Origin of the sequence: Paenibacillus sp. FSL R5-0887 (assembly GCF_038002305.1) — a bacterium.
In the GTDB taxonomy this organism is placed as follows: domain Bacteria; phylum Bacillota; class Bacilli; order Paenibacillales; family Paenibacillaceae; genus Paenibacillus_AQ; species Paenibacillus_AQ odorifer.
Genome location: NZ_JBBOCE010000002.1, coordinates 1,286,362 through 1,305,285, shown reverse-complemented (window position 1 = coordinate 1,305,285; position 18,924 = coordinate 1,286,362). Strand labels below are relative to the sequence as shown.

Below are 18,924 nucleotides of genomic sequence, written 5' to 3'. Positions count from 1 at the left end.
GGTGAGAATATGGAATTTAATAATGTAATAAAAGAAAAAGTAAAAGAAGATAACTATAAAGTGTTTGCTTTACTAAGCCGCTATTTGAATAATACCCCCGACTTTATTAACAAAGAAGAAATTGAAGAAATCGTAAACTGTGGTGTATCCTATGAATACGCTTTTGGTTTAATGCTGGCTGCTGCTTTTGGGATGGATACGGTTGATAATGTTGATGATAAGGAATTGTTCAACCAATATTTTAGTAATATGCTTCATAAGCTTGATGCAAATGAATATTATGACAATCCATATTATAAAAATATCAAGATACCAACTATAAAGATTAATAATAGTGAATTAAAATATGAAAAATATAAACCCTTTGAAGGTTTTGTTTGCAATGATATCATCCGGACAGAAGAGGGAAGACAAATTCCTCAGGTTGGTTTTTTTCAAACTGAATTCATGTTCCCGGCTGTCTTGGAGAATGACAGAATCTGGATGACGATCACGCCAAATGAAATAGAAACAATGAAAGAAGCTGTTGATAAAGCGTTTGGGAATGTTCTTACGTTTGGGCTTGGACTTGGCTATTATGCTTATATGGTTTCTGAAAAAGTTAATGTTGAAAGCATAATGGTTGTTGAAAAAAATCAAGATGTCATTGATTTATTTAATAAATATGTACTGCCACAATTCAGTAATGCTCACAAGATCAGGCTTATCCAAGCAGATGCTTTCGAATATGCAGAACAACATATGTCTAAGGAAAAATATGATTTTGTATTTACGGATTTATGGCATGATGTTTCTGATGGAATGGACATGTATTTAAAAATGAAAAAGTTTGAAAAGAAAAGCCCGGATACTGTATTTATGTACTGGATAGAACAATCTATTTTATGTTATTTGTAATTTTGAGTTGCGTTAATCTGTTGTAGCTGACTCCGAAAGGAAGAACCCATTTTTGAAAACTCCTATATCTATCATAAATTGGCTAGAGCACAACGAAATCATAAACGACTTATTAAATCAGGAAGACAGCTTAACTGCGCATACAATGGATCAAGGATTTGAAGCTGAGGTCATGAGGATTAATTCTGATCAAGAGAGCTATGTACTGAAAACATGGAATAAGGAATCCAGACCGGATGTCCAGTTTCAATATCGTTTATTGGATGTTCTATCCGAACGAGGAGTAGCCGTCTCTAAACCAGTGGGCTGGGGAATCAATCCGGAGGGACATAAGGTGTTGTTAACAAGTTTTGACGGAACCCCTATTCATAAAATGAATACCAGGAAAATGAAGGAACTCGCAAGCCTATTAGCAAAAATACATAAGATTCGCGTTGAAGAGATTGGAAATATACAACTGCCAAAATACGATTTCATCGGCTACTTTTTCCCTGAAGCCAAAGAACAATCTGATATTTATAATGTGTTGACTGCTCTTGTTGAGCAAACTCCAATGAAGCAAGACTGTATCATTCATGGGGATTTTCATATCGGAAATATAGTGGAGGATAAAGAGCGATATACCATAATCGATTGGACGAACGGCCAGTTGGGAGACTCTAGATATGATTTTGCCTGGTCACTTATTCTGCTGAAAATATATATCTCCGAGCGTTATGCTGATGTGTTCCGATCTGCTTATCTTTTGGGAAATGATATAGATCAGGAAGAACTTGAAATCTTTGAAGCCTGGGCATGTCTACGGTGGATTTTGCTGAATAGAAGAGGTAGCACACCGAAAGGGCCTAATACAACGAAGAGAGTGAAAGGCTTAATCGCTAATAATCGGTTTTTAAAAAAGATGGATAGTAAATTGTTCTGATGTACGCAAGGATGGATGGATTTTCTGGGAGATTGGAAATGTAATGTAACACCGTACATTATTACGTTATTAAATTATTTGTGGTATATTAAAGGTAGAAAAGACGTAAAATGCAAAGAGAGCCGTGCTGTAACACGACTCCCAAGGCAATAGCCGCTTTTAATGGCGGTAGGCTTCAGCAAATAGGACACGACAGATAGACCGCATGCCTTTGTGAGTGGGCGGTCTATTTGCGTTTATTGGACAGCAGCGCTACGATAAGCGAACCAAAGGTTAGCATAAGCATCATTGCTTCAAACACTGTCACAAGGCATCCCTCCCTTCGGTGAGAGGTAGCCGACCGACCCTTTAAGCCTATTCTATTTGCTCCACCAGTATAGCATAATCGTTTGAAAGAGAATTAAGACTCTTGTCATAATACTCCCTAGGATTGGAGTAGTTTTCCATTTCCTCTCTTTGTCTCCGCAACTCTCTCCATTTTGAAACTTCCGTATCACATTTGCGATTTTTTGATTCCCAATTGTAGGACGTACCTCTCTTTCTAAATCTCTTCTTTGCGAATTCCCAAACATCCGATTTTCATTGGATTTTCAGTTTGGGTGTTTATAATGCTTTTTATGAATCGGGGCAGCGGATTGTAAAGGGCTTTCGATTGCGCAAAGGAGGTTTTCCATGATAAGAGGAATTCAAAAAACATTGTATCTCATACTTGCATTCTTTATCGGTCTTTTTATCGCATCCTCCTTTTTTATTAGGGCGAAATATAATTATTTCGTATATGGGGACACGCCAATTTTGGAGAGACAACAGCTGGGTCTTTTTATTCTAGTGATCGCAGTGGTGCTGGCATTAAGCGTTATTTTGTATAAAATGTGCCTGAAGCTTAATAAGTACAGTTGGAAAATAGTCATTCCAGCCACACTGCTGTTTTCTTTTGCAATCCAGATGGTGATTATCTTTCTGTTTCCACGCTTGCCGACGGATGATTCACAGACAGTCCTTTCATTGGCACTCGACATGCTGTACAGGAATGATTATTCGTCGTTTGACACGAACGGCTATCTGCATATGTTTCCGTTTAATTTTTCGATCGTTTTATATTTAAAGACGTTGTTGTTGATCTTTCCGGATAATTATCTGGTAATCAAAATATTTAATATTCTGTTTACACTCTTAACCTCATTAATGATTTACATGCTGTATAAAGAGCTCAATTATAAGTCCAAGGATAAGGATTATGGCATCCTCGTGTTTGCTGCAACCTATATCCCTTCATTGTTTATGAGTAATTTTATCTATAACGATGTGATCGCTACCGCCTTTCTGACAAGTGCTTTATATTTTGCCATAAGATTTATTAAAAGAAGGTCCATTAAGGATATTCTCTTCGCAGCTCTCTTACTGGCAATAGGTAACTATTTCCGCAGTATCGGTGTTATTTTTCTGATTACCGTGGTGGCGGGTCTTTTATTTAACATACGTTCTATCGGGGTGAAAAAGGTTTTTAGCGCTTTGGTTATCACGGCCATATTGTTTAATGTTCCCGGCTGGACGCAAAATGCTGTGCTGCAGGCGACGAATGTTGTAGATGAACCGATGAACGAAAATTCCGCACCTATCTACATGTGGCTGAATATGGGGATCAATCTGGAGACGTTTGGGTTCTGGGACAACCGGGAGAGCTACGCTATCTATCAGCAGGATGCAAATTATAATAAGGCAGAAAGTACGGAGTTATTTAAAGAAGAAATCAGTAATAAACTCTCCGAGGCGGGCCTAAGTGACTTAGTGAAGATGTATTATAAAAAAATCGTTTGGACCTGGACGGAAGGAACCTACCAGATGGAACGATATGGGCTCGGAAATGACGGATCATCCAGTAACGGGGGAAGAATGGGCTTTGTCATGGACCGTTATAGCTACACTAATGCTGCTACGGATTTGTTTAAGGCAGACTCCAATTATAGAAGTGGAATGTTGTGGCTGCTGTATGTTCTGAATTTTCTGATGTATGTATTTATACTCGTTCGCTTAATGGGTGGAATAAGAGCCAAAAGATTTGAAGAGACCTCTTTGATTCTTGTGGTGCTGGGCTTTATCGGATTCTATCTTTTATGGGAGATCAAGTCCCGGTATATTTACCCGGTGTATCCGCTGCTGATCGTATTATCCTACATGGGTTTTAAGGACGTATACGATTATATGTTAAAAAGATGTTTTCCACGTTAACTATGTTCGCTCGGAAAGAGGGGATTCAAAGATGCGGACCAAGCGGTATTTCGCTTTGCTCATAGCAGTGCTAAGTTGTTCCATGGTGCTCGTCTCCTGCGATGCTATTACCGCACAGAAGATAACGAGTACTGACTCCGGGTCAAGAGCGAACGGGGGACAGGGCTTCACCGGCGGGCGGGGGAAAGATGGGGGCGGATCTCCCAACATGAATGGTGGGACAAGGAGAAACGGCAACCCAGGTACAGATGGCGGTGGCGCACAAGGTGGGCGGCAGTGAACAAATTTCATGAACTTGCCCCAAGCCTACGAAGATTAAGTGTGATAGGATAAGGTTACATTTAAATTCCCCGCGGGGGTAAGAAAAGGGAGCACCATGAGAATCATTATATCGCCTGCCAAGAAGATGAAGATGGATACGGATTTCTTGGATTGCCGCCAGATGCCGCAATTCATAAGCGAGTCGCAGACTCTTCTGGCCTTATTACAAAAGTTGAATTATGAAGAAGCCAAATCGTTATGGAAATGCAATGATGCCATCGCCACGCTGAATGTGGAGCGGATTCGGGATATGGATGTAACACGGGATCTTACACCGGCTATCTTTTCTTATGAGGGTATCCAGTACCAGTACATGGCACCAGGGGTACTTCAAATGGAGGAGCTGGAATATCTTCAGCAGCATTTACGGATATTATCCGGATTCTATGGAATCGTCCGGCCATTTGACGGCGTTGTGCCGTACAGGCTGGAGATGCAGGCAAAGCTTAGCGGACCTGGTTTCAAGTCTATCTACGAGTTCTGGAACAGGAAGCTGGCAGATCAGCTGTTTTCGGAGACTGACATCATTCTGAATCTGGCCTCTAAGGAATACAGCAAGTGCATCTCCCCTTACATTGGCGGGAATGTTCGAATGGTTAGTTGTGTATTCGGGCAGGAGATCGGCGGTAAGGTAGTAGAGAGAGCGACCCTGGTCAAGATGGCCAGAGGTGAAATGGTACGCTTCATGGCTGAGCGGCAAATCAGCTGTGTGGAGGATATCAAAGGCTTCGACGGATTTGATTTCAGCTTTGTTGATGAGCTGTCGGATGAGCGTACGTATGTGTTTATTCAGAAAAAGAATGACTAGAGCAAGCAGTACATGATGGGTAATTCTGAAGGGGGTTGAATAACCAGCTTCAGGGTTACCTTTATTTTTTGATCAACGAAACCAGATGCTGAATTCTAGTTTTTTTAAAGGGGATAGATTAGGGTATAGAGAATAAAGTTCGGGTGGAATAAGAACAGGTTAACGAGGAGGACTTATGATTTTCAAAAGAGATCCATTGGATAAACAGAGCTTACTTAAAGAATTGGATTCGCTAGGTTATTCCGACAGAATCAAGAAAGTAGCAATCCTAGGCCGTGATCATCTCGGATCTGTCCAGTACTCCCAATTACTAGCCTCTTTGCTGGAGGATGGTGTTTATGAAGCACGACTTGCCTTAATCGGCGCCACTGCAACACAAGATGATGCTATTATTCTATCAGCACTGCGGCATCCCAAGGCAAGTATCAGAAATATGGCTGCGGGTCTTTTGGCAAAGGTGGCTTCGGATGCTGATATTGAACGTGAGCTCCCCCATTTATCCCATGATTGCCGCCGCAAGCTGCTGCATAGTATTTCACAGATTAACCGTCAGGAATTAGCAGAACGCTTATTGCCTGTAGTGTATGCCCGATGGGGAGCGGAGGAAGCCGCGATTATATTGCAGGCCTGTTATTCGGCTACGGTAAGTAAATGGCTTGCTGATATCGGGTATGCTATAAAAGACTGGAAGAAATTATCCAGCCGGCATCTTAACGTAGTAGCAGAATACTTTGCAACAACACTGGAAAGCACACCACTTAGGGAAAAAGGCTATGTCTGGTGGAGATTCTCATCAGCTCTGGAGATCCTATGCAATCTGCAGGCAGATTTGGTGCTGGAGTGTGCGCTGAACCATGGACCTATGGGCATCATACATCCTGCGTTAAAAGAACAGCTTGGCACGCTTGTACGCCAAAATCCTAATAAGGTATATCAGCTGTTAACACGAACGGAGTCGCGGAGCGATCTGATTTCTTATGGTGTTCCTGAAGCTGTTCTTAAAAGGAAAAAATATTTATCCATGGATCAATGGATGGAGATAGCGAAACTACTCGCAGATCACCCTATGCACATAGCAAAGCTGCTTCAGAATATTGCACCCTCTAACCGCAAGGTCATTTTCGATGCTGTGTATGAAGAAGATAAACGCAATGAACGCATTTTTCCGGAAAGATTACTATATGTATTACCACATGTCTTGCGTGACAAGGAAGCCACCCGGATGCTTGGCCTTCGTGAAATCAATGATGACCGGGAGAGAACAGTCAGATTTACTGCTTGCCGTTCTATTCTTCATTCAAGAGCGGGACTTGAACAAGCAACACAGGTATCCAGTGCAGACGAACGTGCCACGGCGCTTATGCAGCTGATCAGAAGTACCGTTCTGTCGAGACAGGGCATGAATGAAACTTTGGTGTACCTGGGCCGGATTAAAAATGATCAGGATCCTGTCCGGGGCGCTGTGTTTAAAGAGCTATCGGAAAGTCCTGCGTCTGTGTTCACGGATGCCCATGTACAAGAGCTTACTTTGCTTGTTGATAGTGTTATAGAGGCCAGAGATACTTCATATGGTACAAAATTTTCCGTTCAACAACTGGCGTTTGCTATTCTCCGGCATAACGCATTACATCCTCACGGTGAGCTGTTTAAGTTTTCTTTAAATACGATTCAGAAATTGGCCAAGCAGAATGGGCAGCTTTCCCTTCCATCCTTGGAGAAGAATTTACCCCGGGGAGTAGAAGAGATTATCTTCGACGAAATTTATACATTAGCTGTACAGGCCAACAAAAGAGAAGATTACAATCTGGTGTTAAGCCTAGCTAGCTCTTTCGGTAAAAGAGGTTACGGCATCATAAAACTTCAGAATCTGTTAAAGGAAGCAACGAAGGCAAAGGCGGATTCTACAGCCATACAAGCGGCCAGATACTGGCTTGCGCCTCGTACAACGCGTGATGCCAGAGTTAAGGAATTATTAGTTTTAGATAAATCGTATATTACGATCCATGAAGTGTTCCAGCATCTGCATCTGAAGCGTCAGGAATGGCTCGATCCTTTTATTTCAGGAGCTGTCATTAAGGGCAAGTTCCTATCAGGCAAAACTATCTATCTTGTGCCGGCCGCGGATGGATTCTACAGATGGCTGCCACGTCAGCAACAAGCTTTAAGTGCCTTATTAGAAAAAATTGCATACGATGCCAAACGTAATCTTTGGGAGCGTGCAAGCGTTATTAAGATCATGGCAAGCATGCCTGATCTCGGTTCGGATAGGTTACTTGGGCTTATGCAGGATAAGGAAGTAACTGTAGTAGAAGCTGCACTTCATGCCTTTTCGCTTATGGAAGAACCGGAGAAGGCACTTCCCGTTCTGCTGGAGAATCTGGATGGGGACCGGGCCCGTGTAGCCATGTACTCGATACCCAGATGCATCCGCAGGGTGAATCCGGTGTTACTGGTTACCATGCTGAAAGAGCTTCTGAATCGGGATAAGCTGAAGATCACTGTCAGAAAAGAAGCCATCCGCTTACTGGGCGCTTATAGAAGCGATGACAGCCTTCCGCTATTGATGAATGAGTTCGAGAAACCCAATGCACACAAGGATGTAATCATAGCCATAGGGCATGCTGCCAAACAGCTTTTAGATGATGAACGCGCTTGGGATATGTTAAGTACAATGGCTTCTTCATCAGAAAGTGACATCGCAGGAAGTTTATTATCTCAACAGCCTAATGCTCTTCCGCTAGACTTTAGACCACGTTATCTAGGATTAATCCTTGAAATTGCAAGGCACCAAGATGCGTATATTGGCAGATATGCTTTCATTTCTATGATGCGGTGGACAAATGGAAATGAAGGGATTGTTGCAGCTGCCACCGCTCAGTCTATTACGGATTTGGAAGACAGCATTAGATGGGAAACTGCTATGAACACGCTGGTAGAAACCTGTCGCGATGGTAAGATCAATGAGGTTGTAGTTGGTGTATGTCAGAGACTGGTTAGTGCAGCGATAAGGGATGAATGGAACGCCACTGCCAAAAGAGATTTGCCTCATCGGCAACGTCTACTGAAATTAGTCAACCAGCTGATAGCGTTGCCAAAAATCACCCGGATGCACCTTATCCCTTTGTATACGGATCTGATTGACTGTCTGGCATCTGATGAGACCTTACAGCAAGCTGTGATGAAATTATATATAGCAGCAATAGATTGGAATAATGTGAAGGAATCCGTCAATTATCTCAATCGGATGGTTACCACTATTTCAAATCAACCCCAGCTATTAAGCGATGTTTATAAGCAGGTCGCGTATAATTTAGAAGAGAGCACGGGATACTGGAGTCCGGAAACTTTATTGGAAATTGTAGATGTTCTAGGGTCTGAGAGTCGTTACGAATCTCAGTATATTGGACTTTCGTTGCTTGAAGTTGCCGGAAGTGCTCTATTGTGGAGTCCAGAGCCTGCAGAGCGTCTGCGGTTGTACAGAGATCACACGAACCTTGCGGTTCGCTCACTTGCGCTAAATATTTGGACGGCGATAGATTAGTTTTTGATATTTTTTGAAAATATAAAGCATCAAAAAGGCTCAGGCTGCAAATCGGCCTGAGCTCTTTTGGTGTTTATTCAATTAAGCTTCCATCTTCTGTGCTGTGTAGAGGCGGTAATAAAGGCCCCGTTGTGCGATAAGCTCATCATGTGAGCCGCTTTCCGCGATGCCTTTGTTAGATACGTACATAATACGATCGCAGTTTTTTACGGTGGAGAGGCGATGCGCGATAATGAACGAGGTGCGTCCCTTAAGCAGTTCATTCAGCCCTTTTTGCAATAAGCGCTCAGTCTTCGCATCAATGGAAGAAGTGGCTTCATCCAAGATGAGAATGCGCGGATCTGCTAAAAGTGTTCTTGCGAACGAAATGAGCTGCCGCTGTCCTTGAGACAGCTTGGAGCCACGTTCATTGACCTCTGTCATGTAGCCTTGATCGAATTCACGGATGAATTCGTCGGCGCAAACGGCCTTTGCAGCGGCGATTACTTCTTCTTCGGTCGCATCCAGTCGGCCGTACCGAATATTGTCCAGAATGGTACCGGAGAAGATGAAGCTATCCTGTAACATAATCCCCATCTGACTGCGAAGAGATTTTAACGTCACCTGCGAGATATCCTGGCCGTCGATCAGAATCTGACCACTGGAAATGTTATAAAAGCGTGAGATCAGATTGACGACGGTTGTTTTGCCCGCACCTGTGGGTCCTACCAGCGCGATGCTTTCTCCCGCTTTGACCTTGAAGGAGATATTCTCCAGAATATTAAGCCCCGGGTCATAGGCGAAAGTTACATCGTCGAAGGTGACATGGCCCTGTACAGATGGCAGTGTTTTGGCATCCGGGATATCACTGACGGTAACCGGTTCATCCAGCGTTTCGAAGATACGCTCAAGATAGGCAACGGCGTTGATGAAGTTATTGTACAGGTTCGAAAGATTCAGAATCGGCTGCCAGAAGCGGGCAGCGTAGCTGCTCATCGCCAGAATGACACCGAGGGTCATGTCTTGAGGACTCAGTGTTAGTAGGCCTACAAGGAAAATTAATGATGTAACGATCGTAGACAAGTTGTCTACAGAGAACGGAATAAGTAAGTTGTAACGTTGAGCCTTCATCCATTCTTTACGGAAATTACCCGCGAGACGTGTGAAGATTCCTTCGTTACGTTGTTCCCGGGAGAACATTTGTGTCACACCAATACCGCTAATGCTCTCTTGCAGATAGGCGTTCAGGTTGGAGCTTTTGTTGGACACTGCTTGCCATGCCCGGCGTTGCCGGGTTTTGATCAGCAGCATGATGCCAAGGAAGACTGGCAGTCCGGCAAGGATGACAAATGAGAGTCGTACATCGACAGCGAACATGAAGGCTGCGATAAAGAGCAAATTCACGATTTCTAGAATAAAGTTGATAATCCCGTTGGACAACACATCTGAAACGGCGTTGACGTAGTTTACGACCCGGATAAGGATCTTGCCCTGTGGACGGTCGTCATAATATTTGAAAGGCAATTCTTGCAGATGCTTAAACAAATCCGTTCGGATGTCAAAAATAATATCCTGCCCAACACTCGTCATGATGCGCGAGCGTATCGTAGCCAGATAAACGCTGACCACGATGGTCACAAGCATCAGTGCAGCCCAACCCAGCAGTGCAAGCTTCTCTTTTGCCGGAATGGTCACGTCGATGACATGTTGCATGATCAGCGGAGCCGACAGTGAAATGGCTGCTGAAAGTGCACTGAGCACGAACGCAACAATCATTGGGGTTTTCTTTCGTTTGATATATACCATCGCACGCCGGAAGTGTTTTATATTAAACGGCGATTCAAGATTTTCATCGACGTCAAATTTATTCCTTGCCACTTGCGGTCACCTGCCTTCCAATACCCTCGTTCTGCAGTTTAAACACTTCGTAATAGTAACCACGTTTCGCTAGCAGTTCAGTGTGTGTCCCTTCCTCAACTAGCTTCCCGCCATCCAGAATGAGAATACGGTCGGCTTGCGAGGTAGTAGATACACGCTGCGCAATAATAATTTTCGTACAAGGATAGTCCAGTTCACGTAGACTTTTTTGGATATGCTCCTCCGTCTCAAGGTCGACCGCAGAGGTCGTATCATCGAGAATCAGAATAGGACGGTGTACCGCCAAAGCACGCGCTAAGGCAATACGCTGCTTTTGCCCCCCCGACAGTCCGACTCCGCGTTCCCCGACAACGGTATCATAACCTTCAGGCATTTTGGTAATGAAGTCGTGTGCGGCTGCGAGCTCTGCATAACCCATTGCATCTTCTTCCGGAAGATCAGGATCGCCATAGGCGATGTTTCCATCAATGGTATCAGAGAACAAGAGTACATCTTGGGTCGCCATGCCGATATTTCCACGAAGTTCATCAAGCTCCAGCTGCCGAACATCAACACCGTCTACGAGTACGCGCCCTTCAGCTACATCGTAGAAGCGAGGGATGAGGTTGATGATTGTTGTTTTGCCTGATCCTGTCGCGCCCATGATTGCTACAGTTTCACCGGGTTCAACGGTAAAGCTAATATCGTCCAGTACGATAGCGCTATCATATTTGAAGCGGACATGATCGAATTCAATACGGCCTTCATAACGGCGTTTGTCAGTGATAGTATGCTCGTTAACAATATTTGGCCGGGCATAATAGATATCTACGATTTTGGACAAGCTCGCAAAAAAGCGCTGAATGTCGTTGATAATGATACCGATGTTGCGCATAGGGTTGGATATAGCCCAAATAAGTGAAGAGAAGGCCATAAACTCACCGAAGGTGATCCGGCCGTTCATAAGGAACAAACCACCAACCAACATAAGGATTACGTTGAAGCCCTGAGCGAAGGATTCCAGATAAGGAAAATAATCAAGCCATACAAGGGCAGCCTTTTTGTTCGCTGTAGAATAGTTGACATTCTTCTCTGTGAATTTTTCGACCTCGAATTCCTCACGGGCAAAAGCCTTGACCACACGGTTGCCTGAGATATTCTCCTGTGTAGTCGTGTTAAGCTGGGACAGCCGTTCACGCAAGTCAATATACATAGGACGGACGCGTTTAGCGAATATGTAAGCCACGATAAAAATGGGCGGTGACAGGATAAGCATCCACAGCGTCAGTTCCGCATCTATGGTGAAAAAATAGATAACGGCGGCAAGGAAGATCGTTAGCGATTCAATGATCGTCTTAAAAATCCAGGCCATAGAGTGACGGACCATGTCCAGATCGCCTGTCATCTTGGTCATGAGATCGCCGGTACGATTATGATCGTAGTATTTTCTGTCCTGTCCCTGAATTTTGTTGTACAAATAAATGCGGACATGGTACATCATATTTTGCGAGGATATCTCGTACTGCATGGTCGTGAAATATGCGAGACCTGTGCGCAGTAGAGAAAATCCGATCATGCCCAGACAGAGCATAATCAATAATTGCCGTTCTTGTGTAAGATTCTGCAGGGCGTTGTCACCAGCTATAAACGTATCGACAATGCGCTGACTGATGTACGGATTCACGATTGTAAGACTTGAGCCCACCACCGAAAGGCAGAGTGCCAGAATATATCGCGTCCGGTTTCCCTCTAGGTTCTGCCATAGCCATTTCAGTTCGAACATCTGATCACCTGTTTCTGATTGTTCTTGTTCTTTCACTCTTGCCTGAAAAGAGTAAATAAAACAAAGTGATTATAACATTATCAAATGACTAAGTATCGTTTACGGTAAAATTTCCTTGTTACATTATTGTTACAAAAAAATGAACTTATTAATGATGTGAATTTTACCTTGTGTAATGAGGGTTTGCCATTCGGGCTTGGGCGTTCTAATTATGATAAACTGAGACAATGTAGAGTAATTAGACTTAGTTCGGATAGGGACAGGAGGAAGAGGAATGAGTTTTGTTGCTGTAAAAGGGGAGTACAAGCGTTACAAGATGGGCGAGAATGTAATTGTCGCGAATGACGGGATTGATTTTGAGATAAAAAAAGGTGAATTTGCCGTGATCGTCGGCCCAAGTGGTGCGGGTAAATCTACGGTGCTTAATATTCTGGGTGGCATGGATTCCGCCGATGAAGGTCAGGTCATTGTGGATGGCATTGATATCGCCAAGTTTAGTGCCAAGGAGCTGACAGGCTACCGCCGAAATGACGTAGGTTTTGTATTTCAGTTCTATAATCTAGTACCTAATCTGACCACACTGGAAAATGTTGAGCTTGCTTCGCAGATTTCCCCGCGTGCACTAGATGCACGTAAGGTGCTGGAGGATGTGGGTCTGGGCGCGCGGTTAGATAATTTCCCTGCTCAGTTGTCCGGTGGTGAGCAACAACGTGTCGCTATCGCCAGAGCGTTGGCTAAACAGCCGAAGCTGCTGCTCTGCGACGAGCCGACAGGGGCGCTTGATTATAACACCGGCAAGCAGGTGCTGAAGCTGCTGCAGGATACTTGTCGTAACACCGGGACAACGGTCATCGTAATTACACATAATCTGGCGATCGCTCCGATGGCTGACAGGGTTATAGAGATTAACAACGCTAAGGTACGGAAGATGGTGATCAATCCTTCGCCGGTATCCGTTGACGATATTGAATGGTAAGGAGAAGGCATCTATGAAAAAGCGAGCATTGTGGAAAGATATTTTTCGTGAAATTGGGCATACCAAAGCCCGGTTTATTTCGATTTTTGCAATTATTATGTTAGGCGTCAGCTTTTTTGCCGGAATCAAGGCTACTGGGCCAGATATGTTGAATACAGCTGGAACCTTTTACAAAGAGCAGCGCTTGATGGATCTGAAGGTGCAGACTAACTACGGCCTGACCGAAGACAACATCGGGTTACTCAGAAATGTACAGGGGATCGATGAGATTCAGCCGAGCTATAGTGCAGATGTATTCATAGGTGATAATGCCTTAATACTTAAAGTCAATTCTTACAACACGGATAAACCACTTAATCAATACCGTATTATTGAAGGCCATCTACCGGAGCATTCCGGTGAAATCGTGCTGGACGATAAGCTAGCGGAAGAATATGCGTTGGGTGACAAGGTATCTTTTAGTGGAAACGGTACGGATGCGGAGCTGTCGAACAGCTTCGAAAGACTGGAGTATACTGTAGTTGGCTTTGTTAGAAGTCCACAGTTTATTGAGCAAAGTACCCGGGGCACCAGTGGGATCGGCAAAGGTACGGCGGATGCGTTCGCCGCGATCCCGGAGTCAGATTTCAAGCTTCCGGTGTATACGGAAGCCTATCTGTCCTTTAAGGATACAGCCGGAGTGAAGGCTTATTCGCCGGAGTATGAAGATCTGATCGAACAGCATACCCATGCTGTAGAGCAGGCGATGTCCGGCGTGCCGGAAGCACGGCTTGCTGAACTGCGTGCGGAAGGCGAGAAAGAGCTTTCTGGTGGCCGCGCAAAGGTGGCCGCCGCCGAGCAGCAGCTTGCGGATTTGCAGCGCCAGCCGGAGGAAGTGCAGCAGGAACAGGCTGCAAGTATAAAGGCAATTGCTGCCGGACTTGCTTCTGCCAAGGAGGAATTGGCGGCAGGGGAGCAAAAGCTTGCAGAGCTGGAGCAGCTTAAGGTCTACGTTACTGACCGAAGCGCTAATCCGGGATATGCCGAATATAAAGATAACGCTGATCGGTTGTCGGCGATTGCCAGTGCGTTTCCTGTGTTCTTTTTCCTGATTGCTGCGCTGGTCAGCTTGACGACCATGACACGGATGGTTGAGGAGCATCGCCTGCAGATCGGGACACTGAAAGCACTTGGTTATGGCAACCGCGACATTATGGCCAAATTTCTGGTCTATGGTACGCTTGCCAGTCTGGCGGCTTCAATTGCGGGTCTTGCGGTTGGTTTTACCCTGTTTCCGGGTATTATCTACGATGCGTATAGTGCAATCTATAATTTACCGGATATCACGAAGAACTTCTATCTTTCGTATTCGATCATATCCGTTATCGTAGCGTTAATATGTACTACGTTGACGGCGTGGATTGCTTCACGGGTAGAACTGCGCAGCAATGCTTCCGTATTGATGCGTCCGAAGGCACCAAAGAGTGGCCAGCGTATTTTACTGGAGCGGATCACTTTTATATGGAAGAGATTGAGCTTTGTCCAAAAGGTTACCGCACGGAATCTATTCCGCTATAAGCAGCGGATGTTCATGACTGTATTCGGCGTGGCTGGCTGTACAGCGCTGATCCTGACGGGATTTGGTCTCAAGGATTCAATTGGCAGCATCGCCGGGTCGCAGTTCGGCACGATTATGAAATATGATGCACTTGTGGCGCTGCATGAAGATGTGTCTGCCGATGTGCTAAAAGCCTACGACCAACTAATCACTGGTGAATCTGCAGTAACTGGGACGCTGAGTGTGGCGCAAGAACGGATGACCGCACATGCTAGTGGTGTAAATGACCAAGAGGTTCATCTGTTCGTTCCTACCTCCGTTAACTCTTTATCCGATTTCGTGGAGTTGCGTGATCGAAAAAGTGGAGAAGGACGGATGCTTACGGATGATGGGGCTATTATCTCAGAGAAGCTAGCTAAGCTGTATGGGCTGGAGTCTGGCGATAAATTGACCGTGGTGGACAAAGATAATGAAACATTCGAGATTGAGGTCGCGGCGATTACAGAGAATTATGTAATGCACTATGTTTATATGACACCGGCGTATTATGCTTCTGTGTTCGGAGAAAAACCAGTATTCAACACAGAACTTCTGAACTACACCGCACATGATAAAACATGGGAAGACAAATTTGGTGAGAAGCTGACGGCTAATGAGGGCGTCGCTGCCATCAGCTTTTCCAGCAGTGTAGGTTCCGCCTTCGATGAGACTATGAAGAGTATGGACGTTGTAACTTTGGTGCTCATTGTTTCAGCGGCGGCGTTGGCTTTTGTCGTCCTCTACAATTTGACCAATATCAATGTGTCCGAGCGGATCCGGGAGCTGTCAACCATTAAGGTATTGGGCTTCTACGACAAGGAAGTAACCATGTATATTTACCGCGAGAATATGCTGCTTAGCCTACTCGGTATTGTGGCTGGATCGGGTCTCGGCATAGTGCTGCATAGCTTCGTCCTGAAGACGGCCGAGCTGGATGCGACGATGTTCGCTCCGATCATCAAGTGGCCAAGTTATATTTATGCGGCGCTCCTAACCCTATTGTTCTCCGGTATAGTCATGGCGTTCATGCATATTAAGCTCAAACGAATCCATATGATAGAGGCTTTGAAGTCGGTGGAATAGCATCTAAAAATGCCAGAGCTGCGGCTCTTTCTATGAAATAGCTTCACTGGAGTCCGAAACTATGCCTCAAAGGCGATAAATGAGCAAATAGCGTCCTCTGAGTCCGTAAGGAACAGGGGATAGTTAGGACCCGACGCTATCGTTCGTTATCGATGCCATCCGATGATTTCTGACGATATTGTTTGTTATCTGAATCTATGCCCGACGCTATCGGACCCAGATGACCTTAAACGACGGATTATCCGCCATTTGGAATGTTATCGGACTCCATAGCAGCTATTGGCATAAAAAACGCCAGAAATGAGGCTCTTTCTATAGAATAGCGACACTGGAGGCCGAAACTATGCCTCAAAGGCGATAAATGAGCAAATAGCGTCATCTGAGTCCGAAAGCAACAGGGGATGGTTAGGACCTGACGCTATCGGACCAGCTATTGGCATAAAAAACGCCAGAAATGATGCTTTTTCTATAGAATAGCGACAATGGAGTCCGAAACTATGCCTCAAAGGCAATAAATATGCAAATAGTGTCATCTGAGTCCGAAAGCAACAGGGGATGGTTAAGACCCGAAGCTATCAGATGCCATCCGATGATTCCTGACGATATTGGATGCTATCTGAAACTATGCCTGACGCATCGGACCCAGATGACCTTAAACGCCGGATTATCCCCCATTTGGGATGTTATCGGACTTCATAGCAGCTATTGGCATAAAAAACGCCAGAAATGAGGCTCTTTCTATAGAATAGCGACACTGGAGTCCGAAACTATGCCTCAAAGGCGATAAATGAGCAAATAGCGTCATCTGGGTCCGGAAGCAACAGAGAGCTTTGATTTGGCGATGTGCATGAGGGTATATGCGTAGATTTAGAAGTAGTTGCAGAAGTAGAAGTAGAAGTAGATGTAAAGGTAGAAGCAGAAGTAGTTGCAGAAGCAGAAGTAGAAGTAGAAGTAGAAGTAGAAGTAGAAGTAGAAGTAGAAGTAGAAGTAGAAGCAGAAGCAGAAGTAGCAGTAGCAGTAGCAGAAGCAGTAGAAGTAGAAGTAGCTGTAGCAGTAGAAGTAAATGTAGATGAAGAAGTAGAAGTAGATGCAGATGTAGATGTAGATGCAGAAGTAGATACAGCTGAGCCGAATACTCGGAGCCGCTTCGCCTATCTCCGCCTCTTCTTATAACTCCTCCTATCCGCTCCTAGCTTCGCCAACCTAAACTGCAGACAACTAAACAACAGAGCAGCGTTCTCAAACGAGAGAATCGCTGCTCTGTTGTCTTTTTACAATATTAAAATGCATCGAACTGTCTCCTGCATAGGAAAAGGCTACTTAAGCGACATGTGCAGGATAGGAAAAGGATTACCTTGTTCGTCGAGTGCTGAACGCTCAAAAACCTGAAATCCCATATGCTCATAGAAACCTAAAGCTTGGGGATTTTGCTCATTCACATCCACGAGGTGTACGGAGAGTTTCTGCATGACATAAGCTACTAGCGCTTTTCCAACCCCTTTTCCCATTGCAGCAGGTTCTACGAACAGCATTTCAATCTTATTATTCTGAACCCCTATGAAGCCAAGCAACTGATCCTCATCATCTGTGAAAGCAAACAAATCGCTTATGCCCTCAAGCGCCTGCGTGACCAGCGGCCGCAAAGCATCGATCTCCTGCTCGGATAGAAAAAGATGAGTATGCCGCACGGATGATTCCCAAATGTTCAGTAGACGGTTTAACAATTCTTCATTTCTAGTTGTGAAGATTTTTATTGAGTCCATATCTTTCCCTCACGATTCAATCTAATTCGAAGAAGAAGCTGCAGCCGCAGCTGATGCAGCCGCTGCCCCGGCAAGAGCAGCCTGTTGCGCAATTACAATATTGGTAATGTTGGTAGAAAGCATCGTAGTTAATACGCCGTTTTGCACATCCTCCACAGATCTGAAGGCTACCAGTGCAGAAGACAAGAGCAGTAATTCCTGCTTGCCAATAGACCAGTTTCCGAAGCCCTTTTTTGTACGCAAAAATTCGTAAGTCTCCGAGACATCAGTAACGATGTCCTCCTTGTTGCAAGGGAGCAGGGATAACACACCCAGTGAGGAGAGGGTATATTCCTTGTCTAGCCGGATACCCTGTGCACGAAATGCCTCTCTTAATGCCAATACACGGTCCGCTGCTTGAGGGGCTTCTTCCCCAAGAACCAATACCTGGGTCAGGGCTTGCACACTGTTGCCTGACATAAACTCGGGCTTAAGCGTTACATAGAGCTGCTCCATGCGGTCCACGCCACTCTCAACATCGATATCGGAAAGACCAAGCATCGCGGAGAAGATATAATCGTCCTGTCCGGTAAGGAAACGATGTTTTGCCTTCATACTATCGTAAAATAGCTTTGCCCGTTCTACCGTACGCTGATATTGATCCGATGTTTCATTAGCAGCGATTTGATAGGCAGCAACGACGAGATAATCAGAGGCTCTGAATTTGGCTTCCTTCATTAAATCATACACGGCAAGTGTGTTTGCAAGCAGAGTTTCCTTCTCGTCAGAAAGAGAGAGCAGGGCAGCAATGCTGATCACCGAAGTCCCTCTAAATTGAGAGAAAATCCCGGTACTCTCCTTAATTAGCTCATAGCTGGCACGGATGGCTTCGTCATCTGCAACTTTGTCTTCTACAGCATACAATAGTGCCGCTAACCGATTAACCATTGCATTTTGCCATGGAAAAGATTTTTTGATCCTCTGAGCGTTGTCTGCGAACAATTCAGGCCTAGCTGGATATTGCTCCTTCATTGGATACACCTCTTATCTCTACTTTTAATTCATAACATTACGAAAATCCTGTGTTGTAGATTCATTTTACTATAAAAAATAAATCGGATGCCCACGAAAGCGGCTTACTAATAGGCTAGAGGTTGTTCAGGTGACCCCATGATTGAGTTTACTATGAGGATGTTATAATAATTATAAG

The 18,924-nt window shown here is 44.7% G+C and carries 14 protein-coding genes; 9 read left to right on the top strand and 5 right to left on the bottom strand.

Annotated elements, in window-relative coordinates:
- Positions 1-9 precede the first annotated feature (9 nt).
- Positions 10-897: a spermine/spermidine synthase domain-containing protein gene (locus MKY14_RS23725; RefSeq protein ID WP_340977491.1), complete on the top strand. Its 888-nt coding sequence runs from the start codon at positions 10-12 to the stop codon at positions 895-897.
- Between the two features lie 52 nt (positions 898-949).
- Positions 950-1,819 (top strand): aminoglycoside phosphotransferase family protein, encoded by an 870-nt coding sequence (locus MKY14_RS23720; RefSeq protein WP_340977490.1) that lies wholly within the window; start codon positions 950-952, stop codon positions 1,817-1,819.
- A gap of 226 nt (positions 1,820-2,045) precedes the next feature.
- On the opposite strand, the gene MKY14_RS30880 is transcribed toward MKY14_RS23720, so the two are convergent.
- On the bottom strand, positions 2,046-2,120 hold the full coding sequence (locus MKY14_RS30880; protein WP_367946837.1) for a putative holin-like toxin: 75 nt from the start codon (positions 2,118-2,120) through the stop codon (positions 2,046-2,048).
- Positions 2,121-2,491: 371 nt separating this feature from the next.
- Here MKY14_RS30880 and MKY14_RS23715 point away from each other — a divergent pair, with 371 nt between their 5' ends.
- From MKY14_RS23715 to MKY14_RS23700, 4 genes are all read left to right on the top strand, one after another.
- Positions 2,492-4,048: a glycosyltransferase family 39 protein gene (locus MKY14_RS23715; protein WP_340977489.1), complete on the top strand. Its 1,557-nt coding sequence runs from the start codon at positions 2,492-2,494 to the stop codon at positions 4,046-4,048.
- Between the two features lie 31 nt (positions 4,049-4,079).
- Positions 4,080-4,328, top strand: coding sequence for a hypothetical protein (locus MKY14_RS23710; RefSeq protein WP_076190102.1), 249 nt, complete (start codon positions 4,080-4,082; stop codon positions 4,326-4,328).
- A gap of 96 nt (positions 4,329-4,424) precedes the next feature.
- The gene (gene yaaA, locus MKY14_RS23705; protein WP_076128568.1) at positions 4,425-5,177 is read left to right on the top strand and encodes a peroxide stress protein YaaA; all 753 of its coding nucleotides are present in this window, start codon (positions 4,425-4,427) and stop codon (positions 5,175-5,177) included.
- Between the two features lie 175 nt (positions 5,178-5,352).
- Positions 5,353-8,718, top strand: coding sequence for a HEAT repeat domain-containing protein (locus tag MKY14_RS23700; protein ID WP_340977488.1), 3,366 nt, complete (start codon positions 5,353-5,355; stop codon positions 8,716-8,718).
- Positions 8,719-8,799: 81 nt separating this feature from the next.
- Here the strand turns inward: MKY14_RS23700 and MKY14_RS23695 are convergent, their stop codons facing one another.
- Together MKY14_RS23695 and MKY14_RS23690 are read right to left on the bottom strand one after the other, a co-directional pair.
- Positions 8,800-10,575: an ABC transporter ATP-binding protein gene (locus tag MKY14_RS23695; RefSeq protein ID WP_036684845.1), complete on the bottom strand. Its 1,776-nt coding sequence runs from the start codon at positions 10,573-10,575 to the stop codon at positions 8,800-8,802.
- Positions 10,562-12,337, bottom strand: coding sequence for an ABC transporter ATP-binding protein (locus MKY14_RS23690; protein ID WP_340977486.1), 1,776 nt, complete (start codon positions 12,335-12,337; stop codon positions 10,562-10,564). The genes MKY14_RS23695 and MKY14_RS23690 overlap by 14 nt, the downstream gene beginning before the upstream one ends.
- A gap of 274 nt (positions 12,338-12,611) precedes the next feature.
- On the opposite strand from MKY14_RS23690, the gene MKY14_RS23685 reads away from it, so the two are divergent.
- The 3 genes from MKY14_RS23685 to MKY14_RS23675 all read left to right on the top strand — a co-directional run bounded on the left by MKY14_RS23685 (position 12,612) and on the right by MKY14_RS23675 (position 17,145).
- A complete protein-coding gene (locus MKY14_RS23685; protein WP_036684849.1) occupies positions 12,612-13,313 on the top strand; it encodes an ABC transporter ATP-binding protein in 702 nt (233 codons plus the stop codon).
- Between the two features lie 13 nt (positions 13,314-13,326).
- Positions 13,327-15,972 (top strand): FtsX-like permease family protein, encoded by a 2,646-nt coding sequence (locus MKY14_RS23680; RefSeq protein WP_340977484.1) that lies wholly within the window; start codon positions 13,327-13,329, stop codon positions 15,970-15,972.
- An 843-nt stretch (positions 15,973-16,815) separates the two neighbouring features.
- Positions 16,816-17,145 (top strand): hypothetical protein, encoded by a 330-nt coding sequence (locus tag MKY14_RS23675; RefSeq protein WP_339823985.1) that lies wholly within the window; start codon positions 16,816-16,818, stop codon positions 17,143-17,145.
- Between the two features lie 143 nt (positions 17,146-17,288).
- Here the strand turns inward: MKY14_RS23675 and MKY14_RS23670 are convergent, their stop codons facing one another.
- Together MKY14_RS23670 and MKY14_RS23665 are read right to left on the bottom strand one after the other, a co-directional pair.
- On the bottom strand, positions 17,289-17,735 hold the full coding sequence (locus tag MKY14_RS23670; RefSeq protein ID WP_340977482.1) for a GNAT family N-acetyltransferase: 447 nt from the start codon (positions 17,733-17,735) through the stop codon (positions 17,289-17,291).
- A gap of 21 nt (positions 17,736-17,756) precedes the next feature.
- Positions 17,757-18,746, bottom strand: a complete 990-nt coding sequence (locus tag MKY14_RS23665; protein ID WP_340977480.1) for a DUF4003 family protein — start codon at positions 18,744-18,746, stop codon at positions 17,757-17,759.
- Positions 18,747-18,924 lie beyond the last annotated feature (178 nt).

Coding starts and splice junctions, on each gene's coding strand:
- yaaA (WP_076128568.1), top strand. CDS start 4,425: ATGAGAATCATTATATCGCCTGCCAAGAAGATGAAGATGGATACGGAT.
- MKY14_RS23700 (WP_340977488.1), top strand. CDS start 5,353: ATGATTTTCAAAAGAGATCCATTGGATAAACAGAGCTTACTTAAAGAA.
- MKY14_RS23690 (WP_340977486.1), bottom strand. CDS start 12,337: ATGTTCGAACTGAAATGGCTATGGCAGAACCTAGAGGGAAACCGGACG.
- MKY14_RS23715 (WP_340977489.1), top strand. CDS start 2,492: ATGATAAGAGGAATTCAAAAAACATTGTATCTCATACTTGCATTCTTT.
- MKY14_RS23685 (WP_036684849.1), top strand. CDS start 12,612: ATGAGTTTTGTTGCTGTAAAAGGGGAGTACAAGCGTTACAAGATGGGC.
- MKY14_RS23725 (WP_340977491.1), top strand. CDS start 10: ATGGAATTTAATAATGTAATAAAAGAAAAAGTAAAAGAAGATAACTAT.
- MKY14_RS23665 (WP_340977480.1), bottom strand. CDS start 18,746: ATGAAGGAGCAATATCCAGCTAGGCCTGAATTGTTCGCAGACAACGCT.
- MKY14_RS23670 (WP_340977482.1), bottom strand. CDS start 17,735: ATGGACTCAATAAAAATCTTCACAACTAGAAATGAAGAATTGTTAAAC.
- MKY14_RS23710 (WP_076190102.1), top strand. CDS start 4,080: ATGCGGACCAAGCGGTATTTCGCTTTGCTCATAGCAGTGCTAAGTTGT.
- MKY14_RS23680 (WP_340977484.1), top strand. CDS start 13,327: ATGAAAAAGCGAGCATTGTGGAAAGATATTTTTCGTGAAATTGGGCAT.